Origin of the sequence: Nocardioides potassii, from assembly GCF_021648885.1 — a bacterium.
In the GTDB taxonomy this organism is placed as follows: Bacteria; Actinomycetota; Actinomycetes; order Propionibacteriales; family Nocardioidaceae; genus Nocardioides; species Nocardioides potassii.
Genome location: NZ_JAKJHZ010000007.1, coordinates 459,470 through 480,513, shown reverse-complemented (window position 1 = coordinate 480,513; position 21,044 = coordinate 459,470). Strand labels below are relative to the sequence as shown.

Annotated in this window: 24 protein-coding genes and 1 pseudogene; 8 read left to right on the top strand and 17 right to left on the bottom strand. The window is 71.4% G+C overall.

Translation table 11 applies throughout. From position 1 onward, the window contains the following. Positions 1-95: 95 nt before the first annotated feature. Positions 96-1,169, top strand: coding sequence for an alpha/beta hydrolase family protein (locus tag L2K70_RS12995; RefSeq protein ID WP_236402572.1), 1,074 nt, complete (start codon positions 96-98; stop codon positions 1,167-1,169). Between the two features lie 18 nt (positions 1,170-1,187). On the opposite strand, the gene L2K70_RS12990 is transcribed toward L2K70_RS12995, so the two are convergent. Both L2K70_RS12990 and L2K70_RS12985 read right to left on the bottom strand, forming a co-directional pair. Further along, a complete protein-coding gene (locus L2K70_RS12990; protein WP_236402571.1) occupies positions 1,188-2,606 on the bottom strand; it encodes an MFS transporter in 1,419 nt (472 codons plus the stop codon). Between the two features lie 56 nt (positions 2,607-2,662). Continuing rightward, positions 2,663-3,265 (bottom strand): DinB family protein, encoded by a 603-nt coding sequence (locus L2K70_RS12985; RefSeq protein ID WP_236402570.1) that lies wholly within the window; start codon positions 3,263-3,265, stop codon positions 2,663-2,665. Between the two features lie 169 nt (positions 3,266-3,434). Here L2K70_RS12985 and L2K70_RS21215 point away from each other — a divergent pair. Continuing rightward, positions 3,435-3,803 (top strand): annotated as a pseudogene (locus L2K70_RS21215) (MOSC domain-containing protein); the annotation flags it as partial. Here L2K70_RS21215 and L2K70_RS12975 read toward each other — a convergent pair. The 9 genes from L2K70_RS12975 to L2K70_RS21695 all read right to left on the bottom strand — a co-directional run bounded on the left by L2K70_RS12975 (position 3,795) and on the right by L2K70_RS21695 (position 11,381). Continuing rightward, the gene (locus L2K70_RS12975; RefSeq protein ID WP_372477487.1) at positions 3,795-4,223 is read right to left on the bottom strand and encodes a bleomycin resistance protein; all 429 of its coding nucleotides are present in this window, start codon (positions 4,221-4,223) and stop codon (positions 3,795-3,797) included. The pseudogene L2K70_RS21215 and the gene L2K70_RS12975 sit on opposite strands and share 9 nt — an antisense overlap. Continuing rightward, positions 4,224-4,979, bottom strand: a complete 756-nt coding sequence (locus L2K70_RS21705) for a glycoside hydrolase family 16 protein (protein ID WP_236402569.1) — start codon at positions 4,977-4,979, stop codon at positions 4,224-4,226. A gap of 4 nt (positions 4,980-4,983) precedes the next feature. Continuing rightward, on the bottom strand, positions 4,984-7,257 hold the full coding sequence (gene katG / locus L2K70_RS12965; protein WP_236402568.1) for a catalase/peroxidase HPI: 2,274 nt from the start codon (positions 7,255-7,257) through the stop codon (positions 4,984-4,986). A 9-nt stretch (positions 7,258-7,266) separates the two neighbouring features. Further along, positions 7,267-7,716 carry a Fur family transcriptional regulator gene (locus L2K70_RS12960; protein WP_236402567.1) on the bottom strand — a complete coding sequence of 150 codons (450 nt, stop codon included), beginning with the start codon at positions 7,714-7,716 and terminating at the stop codon, positions 7,267-7,269. 52 nt (positions 7,717-7,768) lie between these two features. After that, a complete protein-coding gene (locus tag L2K70_RS12955) occupies positions 7,769-8,731 on the bottom strand; it encodes an SDR family NAD(P)-dependent oxidoreductase (RefSeq protein WP_236402566.1) in 963 nt (320 codons plus the stop codon). 11 nt (positions 8,732-8,742) lie between these two features. Beyond that, positions 8,743-9,618: an aldo/keto reductase gene (locus L2K70_RS12950; RefSeq protein WP_236402565.1), complete on the bottom strand. Its 876-nt coding sequence runs from the start codon at positions 9,616-9,618 to the stop codon at positions 8,743-8,745. A gap of 132 nt (positions 9,619-9,750) precedes the next feature. After that, positions 9,751-10,326, bottom strand: coding sequence for a TMEM165/GDT1 family protein (locus L2K70_RS12945; RefSeq protein ID WP_236402564.1), 576 nt, complete (start codon positions 10,324-10,326; stop codon positions 9,751-9,753). 301 nt (positions 10,327-10,627) lie between these two features. Next, positions 10,628-11,089, bottom strand: a complete 462-nt coding sequence (locus L2K70_RS21700) for a BLUF domain-containing protein (protein ID WP_236402563.1) — start codon at positions 11,087-11,089, stop codon at positions 10,628-10,630. Further along, the gene (locus tag L2K70_RS21695; RefSeq protein ID WP_236402562.1) at positions 11,070-11,381 is read right to left on the bottom strand and encodes a hypothetical protein; all 312 of its coding nucleotides are present in this window, start codon (positions 11,379-11,381) and stop codon (positions 11,070-11,072) included. The genes L2K70_RS21700 and L2K70_RS21695 overlap by 20 nt, the downstream gene beginning before the upstream one ends. Positions 11,382-11,569: 188 nt before the next feature. Between L2K70_RS21695 and L2K70_RS12930 the strand changes: the two genes are divergently transcribed. Next, a complete protein-coding gene (locus L2K70_RS12930) occupies positions 11,570-11,926 on the top strand; it encodes an MmcQ/YjbR family DNA-binding protein (protein ID WP_236402561.1) in 357 nt (118 codons plus the stop codon). An 83-nt stretch (positions 11,927-12,009) separates the two neighbouring features. Then, positions 12,010-12,882, top strand: coding sequence for an HDOD domain-containing protein (locus L2K70_RS12925; RefSeq protein WP_236402560.1), 873 nt, complete (start codon positions 12,010-12,012; stop codon positions 12,880-12,882). A gap of 18 nt (positions 12,883-12,900) precedes the next feature. Here L2K70_RS12925 and dnaB read toward each other — a convergent pair whose 3' ends face one another. After that, on the bottom strand, positions 12,901-14,316 hold the full coding sequence (dnaB, locus tag L2K70_RS12920) for a replicative DNA helicase (protein ID WP_236402559.1): 1,416 nt from the start codon (positions 14,314-14,316) through the stop codon (positions 12,901-12,903). Between the two features lie 537 nt (positions 14,317-14,853). On the opposite strand from dnaB, the gene L2K70_RS12915 reads away from it, so the two are divergent. Beyond that, a complete protein-coding gene (locus L2K70_RS12915; RefSeq protein WP_236402558.1) occupies positions 14,854-16,176 on the top strand; it encodes an MATE family efflux transporter in 1,323 nt (440 codons plus the stop codon). A 16-nt stretch (positions 16,177-16,192) separates the two neighbouring features. Then, the gene (locus L2K70_RS12910; RefSeq protein WP_236402556.1) at positions 16,193-16,612 is read left to right on the top strand and encodes a DUF8738 domain-containing protein; all 420 of its coding nucleotides are present in this window, start codon (positions 16,193-16,195) and stop codon (positions 16,610-16,612) included. Positions 16,613-16,713: 101 nt separating this feature from the next. On the opposite strand, the gene rplI is transcribed toward L2K70_RS12910, so the two are convergent. The 5 genes from rplI to L2K70_RS12885 all read right to left on the bottom strand — a co-directional run bounded on the left by rplI (position 16,714) and on the right by L2K70_RS12885 (position 19,165). Then, positions 16,714-17,160: a 50S ribosomal protein L9 gene (gene rplI / locus L2K70_RS12905; protein WP_236402555.1), complete on the bottom strand. Its 447-nt coding sequence runs from the start codon at positions 17,158-17,160 to the stop codon at positions 16,714-16,716. 14 nt (positions 17,161-17,174) lie between these two features. Beyond that, positions 17,175-17,411 (bottom strand): 30S ribosomal protein S18, encoded by a 237-nt coding sequence (rpsR, locus tag L2K70_RS12900; protein ID WP_056603689.1) that lies wholly within the window; start codon positions 17,409-17,411, stop codon positions 17,175-17,177. Between the two features lie 78 nt (positions 17,412-17,489). Then, the gene (locus L2K70_RS12895; RefSeq protein WP_236402554.1) at positions 17,490-18,098 is read right to left on the bottom strand and encodes a single-stranded DNA-binding protein; all 609 of its coding nucleotides are present in this window, start codon (positions 18,096-18,098) and stop codon (positions 17,490-17,492) included. Positions 18,099-18,211: 113 nt separating this feature from the next. Then, entirely contained in the window at positions 18,212-18,502 is a 291-nt protein-coding gene (gene rpsF / locus L2K70_RS12890; protein WP_129426827.1) for a 30S ribosomal protein S6, read from the bottom strand. 153 nt (positions 18,503-18,655) lie between these two features. Then, positions 18,656-19,165, bottom strand: a complete 510-nt coding sequence (locus L2K70_RS12885) for a hypothetical protein (protein ID WP_236402553.1) — start codon at positions 19,163-19,165, stop codon at positions 18,656-18,658. 144 nt (positions 19,166-19,309) lie between these two features. On the opposite strand from L2K70_RS12885, the gene L2K70_RS12880 reads away from it, so the two are divergent. Both L2K70_RS12880 and L2K70_RS12875 read left to right on the top strand, forming a co-directional pair. Then, on the top strand, positions 19,310-20,239 hold the full coding sequence (locus tag L2K70_RS12880) for a serine/threonine-protein kinase (protein WP_236402552.1): 930 nt from the start codon (positions 19,310-19,312) through the stop codon (positions 20,237-20,239). Further along, the gene (locus L2K70_RS12875) at positions 20,236-21,033 is read left to right on the top strand and encodes a deoxyribonuclease IV (RefSeq protein ID WP_236402549.1); all 798 of its coding nucleotides are present in this window, start codon (positions 20,236-20,238) and stop codon (positions 21,031-21,033) included. The genes L2K70_RS12880 and L2K70_RS12875 overlap by 4 nt, the downstream gene beginning before the upstream one ends. The last annotated feature ends 11 nt before the right edge of the window (positions 21,034-21,044 follow it).

The window sequence follows — 21,044 nt, the reverse complement described above, 5'->3', positions numbered from 1 at the left end:
CACCCTCTCGTTCGGCATCATCCAACCTCTCGACGAACGGGCGGCCGGATGTGTGACACGCCCCGGGGCTGGGACTGCTCCCGCACACTGGTCGCATGGACGGCACCTGGCGCCGCGGCGCAACGGCACTCGCGACCCTGCCCCTCCTCGCGGCGTGCACGTCGTCGCAGGAGGAGACCCGGACCTCGTCCCCGTCGTCGAGCGCGAGCACGCCGAGCGAGGAGCCGACGCCCGAGCCGACGGAGGAGCCCACCGAGGAACCCACCGAGGAGCCGCGCCCGGTCTCGATGGCCGCCCTCGCGGCCGCCGACCTCACCGGCGGCGACCTGCGCCTCGGGGCGGTCCGCGAGCGCACCCCCGCCTACACGTCGTACGACGTCTCCTTCCGCTCGACCACGGCGGGCCGCGGGAGCGCGCCGCTGCGGATCAGCGGGGTCCTCAACGTGCCGTCGGGACGTGGCCCCTTCCCCGCGGTGGTGCTGGCGCACGGCTACATCGACCCGGCCCACTACGTCCGCGGCCAGGGCATGACCCGGGAGCGCGGGTTCCTGGCCCAGCAGGGTTACGTCGCGCTGCACGTCGACTACCGCAACCACGCCGAGTCGACCGACGACCCGCGGATCGAGCAGGCCGTCCGGCTCGGCTACGCCGCCGACGTGATCGCAGCCGCCCGTGCGCTGAGCAGCTCCGACGACGTCCGCGTCGACGCGGACCGGATCGCCCTCTTTGGTCGGTCGATGGGAGGCGGGGTGATGCTCAAGGCCCTCGTCGCGGAGCCGGGCCTGTTCGCCGCCGGGGTCGGATGGGCCTCGGTGTCGAGCCTCGAGGCGGAGAACTTCGCCCAGTTCCAGCGGCCAGACGCTCCGCTGGCCGAGCTCGAGGCCGGCTTCCGCGGCCGCCACGGCCTGCCGAAGGACGACCCGGGGTTCTGGAGGGGCGTCTCGCCGCGGCCGGACTTCGACGAGATCACCGAGCCGGTGCTGATGGTGCACGGCCGGTTCGACGACACGTGCCCACCGCCATGGGCGACGGCGACGCAGAAGGCGCTCACCGCCGCCGGCGTCGACTCCACCCTCGAGTGGTACGACGACGGGCACGCGTTCGGGCCCGCCTTCGTCGCGGCGATGGACCGGACGGTCCGCTTTCTGCGGGCGCGGATGCCCGCCTGACGGATTCCCGGTCCTGCCTCAAGCGGGGGCGCTGCCCTCGAGCTGCTGCGGCGGCGCGACGGCGTATGCCGTCGACAGCCGGCGGTAGGGCGCGGAGGCGAGCGCGAGCAGGACGGTGACGAGCATGATCGCGCCGGCCGCGATGAATACGAGCGCGATGCCACGAGCCTCGCCGCTGCCGACCAGCCAGCCCCACGTGGAGCGACCGTCGGACGACTCCATGTAGGGGATCAGCCAGAACTCGGCGATCGGGCCGATCAGGAACGCGGAGATGGGGCTGGCGGCGAGCTCGACGCTCTGGGCGAAGCCGAACACGCGACCCTGGGTCCGGAACGGGACCACCCGCTGCAGGATCGTCTGCTCGGCGGACTCGGCGGCCGGGATGACCGCCATGAAGGCGAAGATGCCCACGACGTAGAGCCACGCCCACTCACGCGCCGTGAAGGTCATGCCGAGCACGGCGATGCCGAGGTTGACCAGCAGCAGCGTGCGGACCGGGTTGGCGCCGAGGCCGAACCTGGCGACGAGTCCGCCGCCGACCACGAAACCCAGACCGGTGACGCCGAGGACCAGCCCCCACGTCTCGACGCTGAAGAGGGTCAGGCCGTAGGGATCCATCAGCGCGATGTAGACCCCGCTCACCAGGTTGTTGAACGTCGAGAACAGGATCAGCGCGACCAGTCCCGGCACCACGCGGATCGCGGCGATCGCCCCGCGCACGTCGAGCTTCGAGCCGCCCTCGTCCGGTTCGGGAGCCAGCTCGGGGATCGTGATCGGCAGGAGGTGCAGCAGCGAGGCGCCCGTCAGCGCGATCGCGATGGCCAGGGTCCAGCCCATGCCGAGCAGGCCGACGCTCAACCCGCTGAAGACGCTGGTGATCATGAAGGCGACACCCTGGACGGTGCCGACCAGTCCGTTGGCCTTGTCGCGCCCGTCCTCCGGGACGAGGAGCGTCACCGTCGTCGACAGCGCGATGTTGCGCATGCTCTCGACCACGCTGCCGGCCAGGATCACGACGGTGAACAACCAGAACGCCGGGCTCTCCCAGTCGGCGAGGCGGCGCTCGCCGAGGAGGAGCCACAACAGTCCCGACACCGTATAGGCCACCAGGGTGACCGTGGACGACGCGACGATCACCTGCTTCTTGCGGTGGCGGTCGACGAGCGTGCCGAACCACGTGCCGCACACCGCCGTGAACAGCATGAAGCCGCCGCCGATAATCGCCGTCGCCATCACCGACCGTGTCTCGAGGTAGGCCCAGAACGTCAGCGCGAACCACAGGAAGCTCGACGTCACGTTGGCCACGAGCGTGTTGCCCAGCACCGCGTGGAACGCGCGCATCGTCTCCGGCCCGCGGGTCACCCCGGGCGGGAGGTGCGCCTCGACCTGGGGCGCGGCGGGGTCCGCCGGGACCGGGTCGACCTCGTCGATGGGCATCACCCGACAGTAGGGCTCACCGCCGACAGCGCCTCCGACTTTCTGCTCTCCTCTGACTAGTCCGGCGGGAACTGCTCGGCGACTGCGGTCAGCCGCGCGGTGTACGACGCCCAGTCGAGGTCGGGCAGGTTGGTGGACTCCGGCCGGAGCCCGGCGGCGCCGTCGATGGCCTCACGCAGGATGTCGGCGTGGCCGCCGTGCCGGGTGGTGTCGGAGATGACGTGCACGATGATGCGGGCGAGGGAGACGTCGCGGTGGTCCGGCGGCCACCACGGTACCGCTCCGCGGGCGTCGAGGTCGAGGTCCGCGATGGTCGCGTCGCTGAAGGCCCAGACCGCGCGGTAGAAGTCGATCACCTCGGCGGCGCTCACCTCCGCCGGCACCCACCAGTCCGCCTGCGGGTCGGCGTCGGCCTGCTCGTCCGTGACGAAGAGGGGGTGGTCTGGGTCGGGCCACTCACGGCCGAAGGTCGGGCCGAAGTAGCCGATCTCGACGTTGGCGACGTGGCGGACGATGCCGAGCAGGTTGGTGCCGGTCGGCGTCCGGGGCAACCGCAGGTCGCGCTCGCCGAGCCCGTCGAGCTTCCAGAGGATCGGGTCGCGCGCACCCTGCAGGTAGTGCTGCAGCGCGCCCTTGGCGTCGAGGAGGTGAGTGTCCATCGTCCGAGCATGCCCGGGGTTGCGGACGCTCCGCGACCGCATTGGGCGGACGTCGTACAGACAGACAGGGGCCGGGCTGGAGTCACCGGATGTCCGGTGACCACAACGGTTGTCAGCCGAGATCTGGGCCGACAACCGTAGGACTCGGCCACGAAGTACCGTCCGTGGCGTGAACTCCCGCGTCGCCGCCATCCACCTCGCACCCGGCCGGAAGATCCCGACGAGGTCGGTCGACGCCGTGGAGGCCGAGGCGGGGGTCGGCCTGGTCGGAGACCGCTACCACGGTGCGAAGCACCGCCACGTGACGGTGCAGGCGCTCGACGACCTCGCCGCCGCCGAGGAGGTGCTCGGGCGCCCGGTCGACCCGGGCCTCACGCGGCGCAACGTCACGCTCGACCACGGACCGATCCCGACCCGGCCGGGGGAGCGCATGCGGATCGGCGACGTCGAGCTCGAGGTCGTCCGGATCGCCGCGCCGTGCCGGCTGCTCGACGACTGGCTCGGGCCCGGCGCGATGCAGGCCTTGAAGTCACCCCGCGGCGGGACGGTGTTCCGGCTGCTCTCCTCCGGCACGATCCGCGTCGGCGACGGGGTCACGGTGATTCTGGACCAGCCTGAGCAGGCTGCCGTCGGGGTCGACCAGGGCGCCGATCCGCAGGCCTGAGTCCTCGACCTGCGGCGGGTGCAGCCGGGGCCAGCCGAGGTGCGTCTCCTGGATGCCCGCGGCCGCGCACGCGGCATACAGCGCATCGACGTCGTCGACACGCAGGCACGAGCCTGCCGACGTGGTGGCCGGGTCCACGCCCGGGTCGTGGAAGAACTCCAGCACGAGCGAGCCGCGCTCGAGGATGAGCCAGCCCGGGTCGCGGTACGTCGTCGCGAACCCGATCGCGGCGTAGAACGCGGCCGTCGCCTCGAGGTCGCGGGACGGCAGGTTGGGTGTTGCGCGGTCGACCACTCAGCCGACCTCGTGGACGATCGAGTCGACCTCGAAGGTCGGCTCGTGGTCGCGGGTCGTGCCGTCCTCGCGGTCGGGGAAGTCGAAGACGCCGACGAAGATCTGGAGCGGGTACGACGGGCACTGGTCGCCGGTCCGCAGCGGCTGTCCGTTGACCGACCAGGTGCAGCCGTCGGCCGACATCGTCACGGTGAAGTCGTGCCACTCGCGCAGGTCGAGCTCGACCGGGGTGACCGAGAAGTCCTCGCGCAGCGACGGGTCGCGGAACGCGTGCACACCGGCCCCGACCCCTGCGGACGACGGCGTCACGGTGTCGCCGAAGACCTCGAACACGCACACCTCGCCGCACCGGTCGGGCTCGTCCTCGAAACCGGTCAGCCAGACCGACACCATCGAGCGGGCGGTCAGGTCGGCCCGGGCGCGCACGGTCAGCCGTCCGCCCTCGACGAGCCAGCCCCGGAAGGGCTCCTGCTCCTCGGAGACCGTCAGGCCGTCGGCGAAGGGCTGCTGCCCGACGGTGGACCCAAGCGGTCCGGCGTACAGCCCGGACGCGACGCTCGAGGTGCGCAGCACCGGGTGGTGCCGCTCGGCGCACCACAGTCCCTGGGTGGTGGGGATGCGCAGACGGAGCACCGAGGACGCGACGTCGTACGTCGCCCGCGACTCCTCGCGGGACGACCAGTGGGGCAGGTACCACGGCACCCACCGGTCGCCCGCGAGGTCGGTTCCCTTGAAGTGCTCCGTCTGCACGGCCACCGGGTCAGCCCCGCAGGTCGAACCTGTCGTTGTCCATGACCTGCGTCCACGCGGCGACGAAGTCGGTGACGAACTTCTCCTTCGCGTCGTCGCTGGCGTAGACCTCGGCGAGCGCCCGCAGCTGGGAGTTCGAGCCCAGCACCAGGTCGACCGCGGTGGCGGTCCACTTGAGGTCCCCGGTGGCGACGTCGCGGATCTCGTAGACGCCCTCGTCGGACTGCGACGCCTTCCACTGCGTGCCCGGGGACAGCAGGTTGGCGAAGAAGTCGTTGGTCAGCGTGCCCGGACGGTCGGTGAGCACGCCGTGGGCGGTGCCGCCGGCGTTGGCGCCGATCGCCCGGAGGCCACCGAGCAGGACGGTCATCTGCGGCGCGGACAGGCCCAGCAGGTAGGCCTTGTCGAGCAGCAGCTTCTCGGGCTGCAGCTTCTCGCCCGGGCGCAGCCAGTTGCGGAAGCCGTCGGCGCGCGGCTCCAGCCAGCCCATGGAGTGGACGTCGGTCTGGTCCTGGGTGGCGTCGGTACGACCCGGGGTGAAGGGGACGCTGACGTCGTGACCGGCGTCCTTCGCCGCCTTCTCGATCGCCGCGGCACCGCCGAGGACGATCAGGTCGGCCACCGACACCTTCGTGCCGGCCGCCTCGGCGTCCTGCTGCACGCGCTCGATCGCCGCGAGCGAGGTGTCGAGGTCGAGGTCGGCGTGCACGGCCCAGCCGCGCTGCGGCTCCAGGCGGATGCGGGCGCCGTTGGCACCACCACGACGGTCGGTACGACGGAACGTGGCGGCCGAGGCCCACGCCAGCGAGACGAGCTGCTGGACCGAGAGGCCCGAGTCGAGCAGCTTGGCCTTGAGATCGGCGATCTCGGCGTCTCCGACGAGCTCGTGGTCGACCGGCGGGACCGGGTCCTGCCAGAGCTGGGCCTCGGGGACCCACGGGCCGAGCAGGTGCGGGCCGACCGGGCCCATGTCGCGGTGGAGCAGCTTGTACCAGGCCTTCGCGAAGGCCAGGCGGAACTCGTCGGGGTTCTCCAGGAAGCGGCGCGAGATCTTCTCGTAGGCCGGGTCCTCGCGCAGCGCGAGGTCGGAGGTCAGCATCGTCGGGCGGTGCTTCTTCGACGGGTCGTGCGCGTCGGGGATGATCGCGTCGTCGGTCTTGGCGACCCACTGCTTGGCGCCGGCCGGGCTCTCGGTGAGCTCCCACTCGTAGCCGAAGAGGATCTCGAAGTAGCGGTTGCTCCACTGCGTCGGTACGTCGGTCCAGGTGACCTCGAGCCCGGAGGTGATCGTGTCGCCCCCCTTGCCCGAGCCGTACGAGCTGATCCAGCCCAGGCCCTGGTTCTCGAGCTCAGCGCCCTCGGGCTCGGGGCCGACCAGGTCGGGGTCGCCCGCGCCGTGGGTCTTGCCGAACGTGTGGCCACCGGCGATGAGGGCGACGGTCTCCTCGTCGTTCATCGCCATCCGGCCGAAGGTCTCGCGGATGTCACGGGCCGAGGCGACCGGGTCGGGGTTGCCGTTGGGGCCCTCGGGGTTGACGTAGATCAGGCCCATCTGGACCGCGCCCAGGTTCTCTCCGAGCTCGCGGTCGCCGGAGTAGCGCTCGTCGCCGAGCCAGGTGTCCTCCGGACCCCAGATGATCTCCTCGGGCTCCCACACGTCCTCGCGTCCGAACGCGAACCCGAAGGTCTCGAAGCCCATGTCCTCGAGCGCGACGTTGCCGGCGAGGACGAGCAGGTCGGCCCACGAGATCTTCTGGCCGTACTTCTGCTTCACCGGCCAGAGCAGGCGCCGCGCCTTGTCGAGGTTGGCGTTGTCGGGCCAGGAGTTGAGGGGCGCGAAGCGCTGGCTGCCGTCTCCCGCACCGCCGCGGCCGTCCTGGACGCGGTAGGTGCCGGCTGCGTGCCAGCTCATCCGGATCATCAGGCCGCCGTAGTGGCCGAAGTCCGCGGGCCACCAGTCCTGCGAGGTGCGCAGCACGTCGACGATGTCGCTCTTGAGCGCCTCGACGTCGAGCTCGGCGAACGCGTCGGCGTACGAGAAGTCGGTGCCGAGGGGGTTGCCCTTCGGCGAGTGCGCGTGCAGCACGGACAGGTCGAGCTGGTTGGGCCACCAGTCCTGGTTGGTCCGCGGACGACCGTCCTTCGGCGTCGGCGAGTCGATCGCCGGGTTCTCGCTCTCACTGCCCTGCGCGGTCGCGGAGTCGTGCATCACCGGGCAGCCGGCCTCGGCCTTGCGGTCGGTGCCCTGCGGGCTCGTGGGCGTCGTGTCTTCCTGGTCGGACATGGGTCCCTCTCAGTTGCTGGTGGCGGACTTCTGGGTGGCGCAGGCGGGGCACAGGCCCCAGTAGGTGACCTCGGCCTCGTCGATGACGAAGCCGTGGGAGTCGGAGGCATGGAGGCACGGGCGTACGCCGACCGCGCAGTCGACGTCGGCGACCGTGCCGCACGAGCGGCAGACCACGTGGTGGTGGTTGTCGCCGACCCGCAGCTCGTAGCGCGCGACCGAGCCGGCCGGCTGGATCCGGCGGACGAGGCCGGACTCGCTCAGCACGCCGAGGACGTCGTAGACGGCCTGGTGCGAGACGGTCGGCTCCTCGGTCCGGACGGCCGCGAGGACGCTGCCGGTGTCGGCGTGCGGCTGGCGGCCCACGGCTCGCAGCACGGCGAGGCGCGGCCGGGTGACCCGCAGGTCGGCGGCCCGCAGCAGCCCCTCGAAGTCAGCCTCGGCGTCGTGGTGGTCCATCGATTTCCACCCTGCCCCCTTTACTTGAACGAGTCAAGTCTTCCGCCGCGCTCTACCCGAGCGCGGCCGCGTCCTGCAGCCACGCCCACGCCCGCGCGCGTACGTCGTCCGACGGGCGGGTCGACGGCAGCAGGGACGTCGGCCGCTCCACCCGGTCGTGCCAGAACAGCCCGGTCGGCGGAGCCGGGTCGACGGCGGCCAGCCAGATGCTGGTGTCGGCACCCTGGGCGTCGTCGCGCAGGACCGGCCGGGTGATCGAGCGGAAGCGCGGGAGCGACTCCTGCACCCCGGGGGTGTCGGCCCATCCGGGGTGCATCGTCGCGACGGTGGTGCCGTCCGACGCCCACCGCTTGCCGAGCAGCGGGGCCATCTCGACCTGCCAGCGCTTGGAGCGCGCGTACGCCGTCGTCGGCGAGTAGTCGCCCGTGAGGTAGCCCGGGTCGTCCGCCCGCAGCGCCTGGCCGTACATCCCGCCGCTGCTCACGAGCACCACCCGGCCACCTGCGAGCGGGCCCCGCAGGGCCTCGGTCATCACCACGGGCCCCACGACGTGCACGGCCATGCTGAGCTCGTGGCCCTGCGGCGACTCGGTGCGCCTTGGCGGCATCACGCCCGCGTTGTGCACGATCGCGTGGAGGCTCGGAACCTCGGCGGCCAGCCCGGCAGCGAAGCGTCGTACGTCGTCGAGGTCGCCCACGTCGCAGCGCCAGAGCCTGAGCTCCGTGCCGGGCCGCGCGGCCCGGATCCGGTCGGCGACCCCCGAGCCCTTGGCCTCGTCGCGCACCAGCATGTGCACGACCGCGCCGAGGTCGGCGAGCCCCTCGACGGTCGCGATGCCGAGGCCCGAGCTCGCTCCCGTGACCAGGACGTGCCGGCCCTCGAGCGCGCGGGGAGCCGGGTCGGGTGGCCATCCGGGCAGGGCGCGCCTCACCGCGAGGCCGATCGTCGTGTAGCCGAGGACCAGTGAGCGGTCCATCGCAGTGTCGACGGCCCGGGTGAGGAGCGGCCTGCCCATCGCCGAGCGGTTCAGCTGGCGTCGAGGCGCGCGAGCTCGTCGTCGGTCAGCTCGAGGTCCGCGGCGGCCGCGGAGTCGGTGATCGAGGAGGCTCGCTTGGCCCCGGGGATCGGGATGACGACCGGCGACTGCGCGAGCTCCCACGCCAGGGCGACCTGCTGGGCGCTGACCCCGCGGTCCTCGGCGATCTCGGCGAAGGCGGGGTGCTTGTCGGCGAGCTCCTTGGCGTTGGACAGCCCGCCGAGCGGGCTCCAGGGCAGGAAGGCGAGGCCGAGCTCGTCGCACACGTCGATCTCCGGCTTGGAGCTGCGGAAGGCCGGCGAGAACTGGTTCTGCACGCTGACGAGGGCGTCGCCGAGGACCGCGTGCGCGGCCCTGATCTGGTCCGGGTTCGCGTTGGAGAGGCCGATGTGCGCGACCTTGCCGCTGTCGGCGATCTCCTTGAGCGTGGCGATCACCTCGTCGTAGGGCACCTTCGGGTCGGGTCGGTGGTGCTGCCACAGGAACAGCTGGTCCACGCCGAGGCGCTGCAGGCTGTCGTCGACGGCCTGCTTCAGGTGGGCCGCGGAGCTGTCGGTGTCCCAGCCGCCGCCCTCGTCGTCGGTGCGGACGTGACCGCCCTTGGTGGCGAGCAACACCCGGTCGCGCACGCCGAGCTCGTCGAGGATCGAGGCGATCAGGCGCTCGTTCTCGCCCTGCGCGCCGGCGCCCTTCTCGCCACCCGGGCCGTAGGCGTCGGCGGTGTCGAAGAGCGTCACGCCCGCGTCGAGGGCGGCGGTCACGGTGTCGAGCAGCTGCTGGCGCGGCTGCGTCCCGGTCTGGTCGAAGGTCATGAGGCCGAGGCCGATGGCGCCGACCTGCTGATTTCCGAGGGTGCGAGTCTGCATGGCTCCCAACGTACGACCCGCGCGGTCGACGTCCAGCCCGGAGGGGTGGGGCCTGCCGCCACACGTGTCCGGGACGTGGCCCCTCATCGGCGGCCCGGAGGGCCATCTCCCGGACACGTGTGGGCCGGGGGGTCAGGCGGTCGCGCCCTGCACGACCAGCAGGACACCGAAGACCACGAACGCCGCGGTCGCGCCGTACCGCACGGCCTTCTCGGGCAGCTGGCGCCCGAGCAGGGCGCCGACGGCGATCGCGAGCGCGTCCGCCGCGACCATGCCGAGGGTCGAGCCGATCCAGGTGCCGAACCAGCCCTCGTGCGTGGCCAGCGTGATGGTGGCGAGCATCGTCTTGTCGCCCAGCTCGGCGAGGAAGAACGCGACGCCGACGGCGAGGATCGCCGCGCCCTGGCTGTTGCGGACCTTGTCGGCCTCCTCGTCGGTGAGCTCGTCGCCGCGCAACGTCCAGGCGGCGAAGCCGAGGAACGCGATGCCGGCCACGATGTTGATCGCGCCCTGGTAGTCCGCGAAGGCCCCGCCGATGGCGGCACCGATGCCCACCGAGACGAGGTGGACGATCGCCGTGGCGATCGTCAGGCCGATGATGACGTCACGCGCCTTGTAGCGCGTTGCGAAGGTCATCGCCATGAGCTGCGACTTGTCGCCGAGCTCGGCGACGAAGATGACGGCGGTGCTGAGCAGCAGGGCTTCCATGGTGGCCTCTCCGGCCCAGCCGGAGGACGACCCGGGAGTGGGACGCGCCTTCGACCAGGCACGTCCATGCAGGAGTCGTGTGAACTGGTCGAAAGTCTCGTCCGCCACCGCGAGGGTGGCCCGGTGCGCCGGACCCGGAGGTCAGCGTGTCGACGCACCTGTTGGGGACTACTCCCTTTCGTCCCCGAGCCTAGGCGGGTGACCCGGGCGGCGCCCAATCGCTCGTCGGGTGATCCCGGCCACCCCCTCGCGTCGCCCGGGCGTCGTGCTGGCGACGTGCGGGGCATCGCGGGTGACGCGATCAGAGCGCGTTGACGCGGAACTTCTCCAGCAGCTCGAAGGCCGAGCTGGCGTGCGGGGTGAGGTCGTGCCCCACCGAGTCGCGGGCGAAGGCGCCGAAGTCCTGCATATCGGCGACCTCGCGGGCCGAGACGTTGCGGAACCCCATCGACCAGGTCGCGAAGGAGCGCTCGCCGACCGAGCGGCGTTCGACCACGTGCACGTCGCCGTGGCGCGGGTCGGCCTGGATCGCGTCGAACAGCGCCTCGACGGCGTACGACGTCCCCTCGAGGGTCTGGATCACGTTGCCGCCGCTGTAGAGCAGCAGGCCCGTCACGCCCAGCCGCTCGTTCTTGGGGCGGATCTGCTCGATCAGCTCGACGAGCTCGGCCACCGACATCAGGCGGGTCGCGGCGCTCGTGTAGGTCAGGCTGAGCAGCGCCGCGTCATCGGCGAGCACGTCGTCAGTCGAGGTCGATGCCACGGACCCAGCGCTCACCTGCGTCACCACCCCAGGCGTCCCATGCCACCCGCCCGGGCGACGGGAACCCGTCGCCACCCTGGGTGAAGCCCTCGGCGTCCTTGTCGACGGTGTGGCGGGCGAAGTAGGCCTGCATCTTCTTGACCACGTCGTCGCTGACCTCCTCGCCCTTGGCGAGCTGCGCGGCACGCCGACGACCGACGTCGGTGAAGCCCTTGCCGGCCTTGCCGTCCTCGATCCAGCGCTCCGCGCGCTGGGCGGCCTCCTGCACGGCCTTGGGTGGCTGGTGCGCCACGGTTCTCCTCCTGGGTCTCGTCCCTCCGTCCACGACGCTAGGCGGACCGACCAACTCATCGCCTCACCCCAGCGGCGGGCAACCTCCGTCGAGGCTTGGCCCTGCCTCGGGGTGTGACCGGTCCGATCTGGCTCGCCCGTCCCGGGTGTCCCGTCGCATACTCGGAGTGCTGGGAAGGAGGGGACCCGATGGCAGTCGTCGACGACGTCCTGCCTCTCGGTGAGGCGCTGGAGCGGTCCTACGTCGCCCACGTCGCGGGCCGCCTCAAGTTCCGGGTCGGGTCCATCGTCTACGTCGCCTTCTCCCGCGACGAAGCCGTGATGGGGTTCGCGTTCCCGAAGGAGGAGCGGGCCGCGCTCGTCGGGAACGACCCCCGGTTCCACCTGCCGGGCGAGTCCGACATGCGCTTCCACTGGGTGGAGGCCAGGCTGGCCGAGCTCGACCCGGCCGAGGCGCGCGAGCTCGTCGTCGACGCCTGGCGGATGGTCGTCCCGTTGAAGGTCTCCCGCGCCTACGACCTGGCCCACCCGGTCGGACCGGACTGAGACCACGTCCGGCTCGTCCGGCTCGTCCGGCTCGTCCGGCCCGAACGCCTCAGGTCGGCCCCTGTCGGGCCGATCACCAGGAGGTGACCACTGCGCCCCTCGTCCCCACCGCGGACCTGCTGGCCGCTGCCGAGTCAGTGGAGCCGCTGCCCCACACCGTCGCCAGGCTGGCCGGCCTGGTCTCCGACCCGGACTCCGACATCAAGGAGATCAGCGACACGGTGTCCCTGGACGTCTCGCTCACCGCGGACGTGCTCCGGCGGGCCAACTCGGCGGCGCTCGGGCACCGTGCCAACATCACCAACGTCCGTGATGCCGTCGTCCGTCTCGGCACCAGCACCCTGCTGTCGCTGACCATGGCCTCCCGCGTGGGCAGCCGGATGCTGCAGGCGCTGCCGGCGTACGGCCTGCAGGCCGGCGCGCTGTGGCAGCGGTCGGTGACGGCGTCCATCTCGGCCGAGGTGATCCGCTCCCGCGCCCGGGTCCCGGTCCCCGCCGAGGCGGGGACGGCCGCCCTGCTGCACGACTTCGGCAAGGTGGTGCTCGCCCGCCACTTCGGCAAGCAGATCCTCGACACCGTGGCACTGGCAGCCCTCACCGACGGGCAGGACGTCCTCGAGACCGAGCGGATGGTCTTCGGCCTGACGCACGCCGACATCGGGGGCGTGGTCGCCGAGGCATGGGGCCTTCCGCTGACGATCGTCGACGGCATCCGGGAGCACCACGAGGTGCGCGACGACCTGTCCGCGATCAGCGCAGCGGTGGCGCTGGCATGCGTCATGTCGTCCGAGATCGGCGACCCCGACACGGACCCGCACTCGCCCGAGTGCGCCGAGCGACGTCACGAGGTCGCACCGCTGCTGCGGATCCTGCAGCTCGGCGCCGACGACTACGACGAGATCGTCGCCACCTCGAAGGTCCGGTTCGAGCAGGTGGCCGAGCGGTACGTCGGCTGACCGGGTCCCGGGTCAGGCTCAGCCCTGGGCCATGTCGACGAAACGGGAGTAGTGGCCCTGGAAGGCGACGGTGAGGTCGCGGGTGGGTCCGTTGCGGTGCTTGGCCACGATCAGGTCCGCCTCGCCCGGGCGGGTCGACTCCTTCTCGTAGACGTCGTCGCGGTGGAGCAGGATCACCATGTCGGCGTCCTGCTCGAGCGAGCCGGACTCACGCAGGTCGCTCATCATCGGCCGCTTGTCGCCGCGCTGCTCGGGACCACGGTTGAGCTGGGAGAGCGCGATGATCGGCAGCTCGAGCTCCTTGGCGAGGAGCTTGATGTTGCGGGAGAACTCCGAGACCTCGAGCTGGCGCGACTCGACCTTCTTGCCCGAGCTCATCAGCTGCATGTAGTCGATGACGATGAGCTTGAGGTCGTGGCGCTGCTTGAGCCGCCGCGCCTTGGCCCGGATCTCCATCATCGTCATGTTGGGGCTGTCGTCGATGAACATCGGTGCCCCGGATACCTGGCCCATCTTGCGGGCGAGCTTCTCCCAGTCGTCGTCACGCATCGTGCCGTTGCGGATGTGGTTGAGGGGCACCTTCGCCTCGGCGGAGAGCAGGCGCATCATGATCTCCGAGCGCGTCATCTCGAGGCTGAAGAAGCAGCTGGTCAGGTTGTTGTGGATCGACGCGGCCCGGCAGAAGTCCAGGGCGAGCGTCGACTTCCCCATCGCGGGTCGGGCGGCGACGATGATCATCTGGCCGGAGTGGAGACCGTTGGTGAGGTCGTCGAGGTCGGCGAACCCGGTGGGCACGCCGTAGAGGCCCGCCTCGCGGTTGCCGATCATCTCGATCTCGTCGAGGACGCCGCTCATGATGTCGCTGAGCGGTGCGTAGTCCTCGCTCGCCCGCCGCTCGGTGACCTTGTAGACCTCGGCCTGGGCGCTGTCGACGACGTCGTCGATCTGGCCCTCCCCGGCGTAGCCGAGCGCGGCGATGCGGGTGCCGGCCTCGACCAGGCGCCGGAGGACGGCCTTGTCGCGCACGATCTCGGCGTAGTAGCCGGCGTTGGCCGCGATCGGCACGTTGGCCGACAGCGTGTGGAGGTAGGGAGCGCCGCCGACGCGCTGCAGCTCGCCACGCTTGACCAGCTCGGCGGCCACGGTGATCGGGTCGGCGGGCTCGCCGCGGCCGTAGAGGTCGATGATCGCGTCGTGGATGACCTCGTGCGCGGGTCGGTAGTAGTCGACGCCCTTGATGACCTCGACGACGTCGGCGATCGCGTCCTTGGACAGCAGCATGGAGCCCAGCACGCTCTGCTCCGCGGCGTTGTCCTGCGGGGGCGTCCGGTCGCCCGCCGAGCGGGGCGACTCACCGGGCTCGTAGGCCGCGGGACCGTCGCCCCACGCCTCGTCGGTGTCCCCCTGGAACCCACCCTGGAAGGTGACGCTCACCCGTGCTCCCTTCGCCGTGCTGCCGTGCTGCCTGGTGCTGCTGCCCTGACCGTGCCACGACGCTAGGGACGACCACCGACAGCGGCGTCCTACGACGTCGTGCGTGTCGGCAGCACCCGAGCGGGGACCCTCGCCGCGGGCGAACCTACGTGCTCCGAGGACCGTTGGACAGCCAGTTGTCCACAGGCTCTGTGGACAACCTGGTGAGTGCCGTGGACGACACCGCGACGGCCGTGGAGGGGCCGTGGACCGTCCTGTGGACATCAGGAATTGTTCGGGATCCATACTGCTCTGACCTGCGCGAACGTCATGCACACCCTGTGGACGGAGAATAGGTGGCCCGCGGGGTTGTTCACCTGTCCGCCATCTGGATGACGCCTGTTGCTTTGTCGACATCGGGTCGCGACGCCCGTTCGACGCCGGTTCATCCACACGACGATGCACAGCTGGTCCGAACGGACTATGTACGACGCGCGCCGCGTCCACTAGGGCAGGCGCCGCGTGAGGACAGGACGAGGTGTTCCTAGGGTGAACCTCGTGAGAGCCGTCGACCGCGAGATCTTGCGGCTGGCCGTGCCCGCCTTCCTCGCCCTCGTCGCCGAGCCGCTGTTCCTGCTCTCCGACGCGGCGATCGTCGGGCACCTCGGAACGCCCGAGCTCGCCGGCCTCGGCATCGCCGCGGTCGTCCTGCAGACGGTCGTCGGGCTCTGCGTCTTCCTCGCCTACGGCACCACCGCGAGCGTGGCGCGCCACCTCGGGGCGGGAGACCTGCGCGCCGCCCTGGCCCAGGGCATCGACGGGGTGTGGCTCGCGATCACCATCGGGGCAGTCGTGACGGTGCTCGGGATCCTCGGCACGCCGGTGCTCGTCGGGGCGTTCGACACCGGGACGGAGGTCGCCGGTCACGCCGCGACCTACCTCGGGGTCGCGTTCCTCGGCACCACGCCGCTGCTGGTCATGCTCGCCGCGACCGGCGTGCTCCGGGGCCTGCAGGACACACGTACGCCACTGGTCGTCGCCGTCGTCGGGAACGGGCTCAACATCGCGCTCAACCTCCTGCTCGTCCACGGCCTCCACCTCGGCATCGCCGGCTCCGCCATCGGCTCCGTGGTCGCCCAGGTCGTCTCCGCCGCCTGGCTGGTCACGGTCGTGGTCCGCGCCGCCCGGGATCAGGGCGCCCCGCTGACCCCCGACCTCGCCGGCATCCGCGCGGCCGCCCACGCCGCCGTCGCCCTCGTCATCCGTACGCTCGCGCTGCGGGCGTGCCTGCTCGTCGGGACCTACGCCGTGGCCCGCGTCGGCGGCGGCGACGACGTACCGGTCGCGACCCACCAGGTCGCCATCACCCTCTGGTCGTTCCTCGCGTTCGCCCTTGATGCCATCGCGATCGCCGCCCAGGCCCTCACCGGCCGCGCGCTCGGCAGCGGGGACGTCGAGTCCACCCGACGCCTGACCCGGAGGATGATCCAGTGGGGCTGGGGCAGCGGGCTGGTCGCCGGCGTCGTCCTGGCGGCGGTGTCCCCGGTCGTCGGCGCGCTCTTCACGAGCGACGAGGCGGTCCAGGACCTGCTCGTGCCGGTGCTGCTCGTCGCAGCGGTCGGGCAGCCGCTCGCCGGGGTGGTCTTCGTGCTCGACGGCGTCCTCATCGGTGCCGGCGACGGCGCCTTCCTCGCCTGGGCGGGTCTTGTCGTGCTGGCGGCCTACGCCCCCGCCGCACTGTGGGCGGCCACCCTCCCGCACGGCCTGGTGATGGTCTGGGTGGCGATGACCTTCGTGTTCATGGGCGCGCGAGGTGCGCTGCTCGTGTGGCGCGCCCGCGGCGACGCCTGGCTGGTCACGGGAGCACCGGTCACGCGGTGAGGCCTACGCTGTCGAGGTGGTCCGCGCACGCACCCTGCTCGGCGCAGTCGCGCTGGGCCTCCTCCTCACCGGGTGCGGCGACGACCCAGGACCCACCGCACCCCAGGAGACCGCAGTGGACGACCCGACCGAGACGCCCAGTGGAGGGCCCAGCGACGACTCGTCCCCCGTTCCCGGTGCGGACGCGCCCGACGTCCGCGCGTCGGTCGACGACCTCGCTGCCGTGCTGGGCATCGACGCCGCCGACGTGACGGTGGTCGCGGTCCAGGAGGTGGCCTGGAGCGACGGGAGCCGCGGGTGTGCGAAGAAGGGGATGACCTACACGATGTCGATCATCGAGGGCGCCCGGATCACCCTGGAGGTCGACGGCACGACCTACGAGTACCACTCCGGCGGCTCACGCCCTCCCTTCCTCTGCGAGCGCCCCACCCAGTAGCGCACGAGCCCCCCGGCAAGCCCCGGATGGAACGACGAACGGCCCGCCGCCTCCGGAGAGGCAGCGGGCCGTACGTGGTGGTGCTGGGTGTCGCGGCTCGATCAGGAGGGGACGACGTTGAGGGCCACCGTGGCGGACACCTCGTCGTGCAGCTTGACCGACACCGAGTGCGAGCCGAGCGTCTTGATCGGGTTCGCCACGACGATCGTGCGGCGGTCGACCTTCTCGCCCGAGACGTCGGCGATCGCGTCGGCGATCTCCGAGGTGGTGACGGCGCCGAACAGGCGGCCGCCCTCACCGGCACGGACCTTGACGTTGACCGGGCTCGCCTCGAGCTTGGTCTTGATCTCGGTGGCGTGGTCCTCGTCGCGCGCCGCGCGAGCGGTGCGGGCGGTCTTGATCGACTCGATGGTCTTCTCGCCGCCACGGGTCCACCTGATGCCGAGGCCACGCGGGACGAGGTAGTTGCGGCCGTAGCCGTCCTTCACCTCGACCACGTCACCGGGGGCGCCGAGGCCGTCGACCTCCTGGGTCAGGATGAGCTTCATGTCTCGTGCTCCTCTCAGCGACCGGTGGACGTGTAGGGCAGCAGGGCCAGCTCGCGCGCGTTCTTGACGGCGATGGCCACGTCGCGCTGGTGCTGGACGCAGTTGCCGGTCACGCGACGGGCACGGATCTTGCCGCGGTCGGAGATGAACTTGCGGAGGAGGGTGGTGTCCTTGTAGTCGACACCGGTCGCCTTCTCCTTGCAGAACTGGCAAACCTTCTTCTTCGGCTTGCGCAGAATTGCCTTGGCCATTGTGGTGCTCCCTTTCAGTGAGCCCGGCCCTGAAGGCAATCAGGGACGGAATGGTGGTTGATGAAAGATTTCCCCAGATCAGAAGGGCGGCTCGTCGTTGCCGCCACTGACCCCGGGCGTGGCCCACGGGTCGTTGGGCGGAGCGGACTGGCCGCCACCCTGGCCGCCGGACTGACCTGCGCCGGACTGGCCGCCCCAGCCGCCCTGGTTGCCGCCGCCCTGCGACGGAGTCGGGCTGGCCCACGGGTCGTCGGCCGGAGCGGACTGGCCGCCACCGCCCGAGTAGCCCCCGCCGCCGGAGTAGCCGCCACCGCCGCCGGACCGCTGCGTCTTGGTGACCTTGGCCGATGCGTTGCGCAGCGACGGGCCGACCTCCTCGACGTCGATCTCGAAGACGGTGCGCTTCTCACCCTCGCGGGTCTCGTACTGGCGGGACTTGAGGCGACCCTGGACGATCACACGCATGCCCCGCTGGAGGGACTCGGCGACGTTCTCCGCGGCCTGACGCCACACCGCGCAGGAGAGGAACAGCGTGTCGCCGTCCTTCCACTCGTTGCTCTGGCGGTCGAAGGTGCGCGGCGTCGACGCGATCCGGAAGTTGGCGACCGGTGCCCCCGAGGGGGTGAACCGCAGCTCCGGGTCGTCGACGAGGTTGCCGATGACGGTGATCGTGGTCTCGCCTGCCATGCCAGGTCTCCTCAGAAAGTGCTGCTGCTGCGCTGATTGATCCGGGGGGTGCTCCCGGTGATGCCCATCAAACAGGCGATCACCGACAGCCGGAAGGGCTCATCCACAGGCGCTCAGTGAGCGTCGGGACGCATGACCTTCGTGCGCAGGATCGACTCGTTCAGCGTGAGCTGGCGGTCGAACTCCTTGACCGTCGCGGGCTCGGCCGTCAGGTTGACGACGGCGTAGATGCCCTCGGCGTTCTTCTTGATCTCGTACGCCATCCGGCGACGACCCCACACGTCGACGGACTCGACCGAGCCGCCGTCCTTGCGGATCACGTTGAGGTACTTGTCGAGCGACGGCTCGATGGTGCGCTCGTCGAGACTCGGGTCGAGGATGACCATCACTTCATAGGCACGCATAGCGGTCTCCACCTCCTCTGGGCTAGAGCGGCCACGGGCTCTCCGTGGCAGGAGGACTGTGCGTTCGTGACGCGTACGGCACGGGCCGGGCGTCGCGGTCGCCCGAAGGCAACCGGGGAAGGCTACCAGCGCGACGCCGGCCGGCCGGAATCGTCAGGCGGCCCGCCGGCGCAGCCGATGCACGATGCTCCAGTAGGCGAACACGAAGGCGCCGCCCCCCGTGCCCATGAGGGTCCGCCAGAAGCCGTCGCCGCGGTGGACCTCCGCGCCGGCGCAGCCCGTGTCCAGCCACACCAGGTCGTCGCACAGCCCGCTCGGCGTGACGACGTACGACGCGAGGGTCGCGGCCGCGGCGGTGAGGTAGAGGACGAGCACCACCGACCGGAGGGGCGTTCGGGCCACGCCTGCCAGTGACATCACCAGCACGAGCGAGCCTGCGACCGCCAGCACGACGCCGAGGGAGCTGAGCAAGCCGTGCCATGCGTCGAAGGCGTCCGTTCCCGTGCCTGCGAGGCTCACGGTGTAGTAGTCCTGCACCGAGCCGATGATCGCCCAGGCACCAGCACCGACGACGAGGAAGTCCCCCACGTGGACGCCCAGCACGTACTCGTTGCGCCGCCGTGGGGGTGGATTCAGCGCGGGTGCCGTGTCAGGTGCAGGCATGGCGTCGGTCATCGTTCCCCCTGTGCCGCGATCCGGCCGTGGCGCACAGCGTGCATCGACGGGCCCGTCCCCGGCAAGCGCTCCGTCGGCACCGGCTGTGGATGGAGCGAGCGCTCCAGCCCCGCGAACCCCTAACGTCGACGGGTGCCTGCAGGACGTTGGCGATCACCGACCGTCGTCGCGGGGCGCTACGCCCTGCTCGACCAGGTCGGTGCGGGGGGCATGGGGTCGGTCTGGCGCGCGTGGGACCAGCGGACCCGCCGCCACGTCGCGGTCAAGGTGCTCGGTCAGCACGGCTCGGCCGTGCTCGCCCGGTTCGTGCGCGAGCAGGCGGTGCGCGTCCGGCACCCGCACGTCGTCGCCCCCCACGGGTGGGCGGCCGAGGACGACCTCGTCGTGCTGGCGATGGAGCTCGTGCGGGGTGGCTCGGTCGCCGACCTCCTGCGCGAGCACGGCCCGCTCGATGCCGGTACGGCCGGGCTGCTGTGCGAGCAGCTGCTCCAGGCGCTGGCCGCGGTGCACGCCGCCGGGCTCGTGCACCGTGACGTGAAGCCCGCCAACCTGTTGCTCGAGGCGACCGGTGACAGGCCCCCGCACCTGCGCCTCGGAGACTTCGGCGTCGCCGCGCCGGTGGCCGACCACCGGTTCACGACCGTCCCGGGCGCCATCGGCACCGACGGCTACATGGCGCCCGAGCAGGCACGCGGTGCGCCACCCGACCCGAGGCAGGACCTCTACGCCGCGGGCCGCGTGGTGCTGGAGATGATCACCGGCCTGCCCCCCGCCCGGCAGACCGCGGTCCCCTCCCACCCGCTGCGACCCCTCGTCGAGCGGTTGCTGGTCGAGGACCCCGAGCAGCGCCTGGCCACTTCCGGCGCGGCGCTGCGGCTGCTCCGCCGGCTACCGCTGCCGGACCCGGTCGGACCACCGGTGCCCGACCGGCTCGGACCACCGCCGCGCGGTCGTCGTACGGCCGGGGTGGGCGCGGTCGACTGGCCGGCGTGGGCGGCCGTGGCAGCGCTGGTCGCCGTCGTGGTCGGCTGTCTGTGGGTGCTCCTAGGCTGGACGCCATGAGCACCCTCGCCATCGGAGCCCACGTCGAGCAGACCGACCCGGTCGCGGAGGCGGTCGCGCGTGACACGACGCTGGTGCAGTTCTTCCTCGGTGACCCGCAGGGCTACAAGGGTCCTGAGGTCCGGTACGACGGTGGCGCATCGGCGCTGCGGGCGGCGGCGGAGGAGGCCGGGATCGACCTCTACGTCCACGCGCCCTACATCGTCAACGTCGCCACGACCAACAACCGGATCCGGATCCCGAGCCGCAAGCTGCTCCAGCAGCACATGGACGCGGCCGCGGAGATCGGCGCGAAGGGCCTGATCGTCCACGGCGGACACGTCAACAAGGACGACGACCCGGGTGTCGGCTTCGACAACTGGCGCAAGGCGATCGAGGCGACGGACATCAAGATCCCGCTGCTGATCGAGAACACCGCCGGCGGTGACAACGCGATGGCCCGCCATCTCGACCGGATTGCCGGCGTGTGGGACGCGATCTCCTCGGCCGAGGGTGCCGACCGGGTCGGCTTCTGCCTCGACACCTGCCACGCGTGGGCGGGCGGCATCGAGCTCGGCGACGCGGTGGAGAAGGTCCGCGGGATCACCGGCCGCATCGACCTCGTCCACGCCAACGACTCGCGTGACGACTTCGACTCCGGCGCGGACCGGCACGCCAACTTCGGCAACGGTCACCTGCCGCCCGACGAGTTCGCCGCCGTCGTCCGCGAGGCCGGCGCCCCGGTCATCTGCGAGACGCCCGGCGGTGCCGCCGAGCACGTCGCGGACTTCGCCTGGCTGCGCGAGCGTCTCTGACGTCAGCGTGC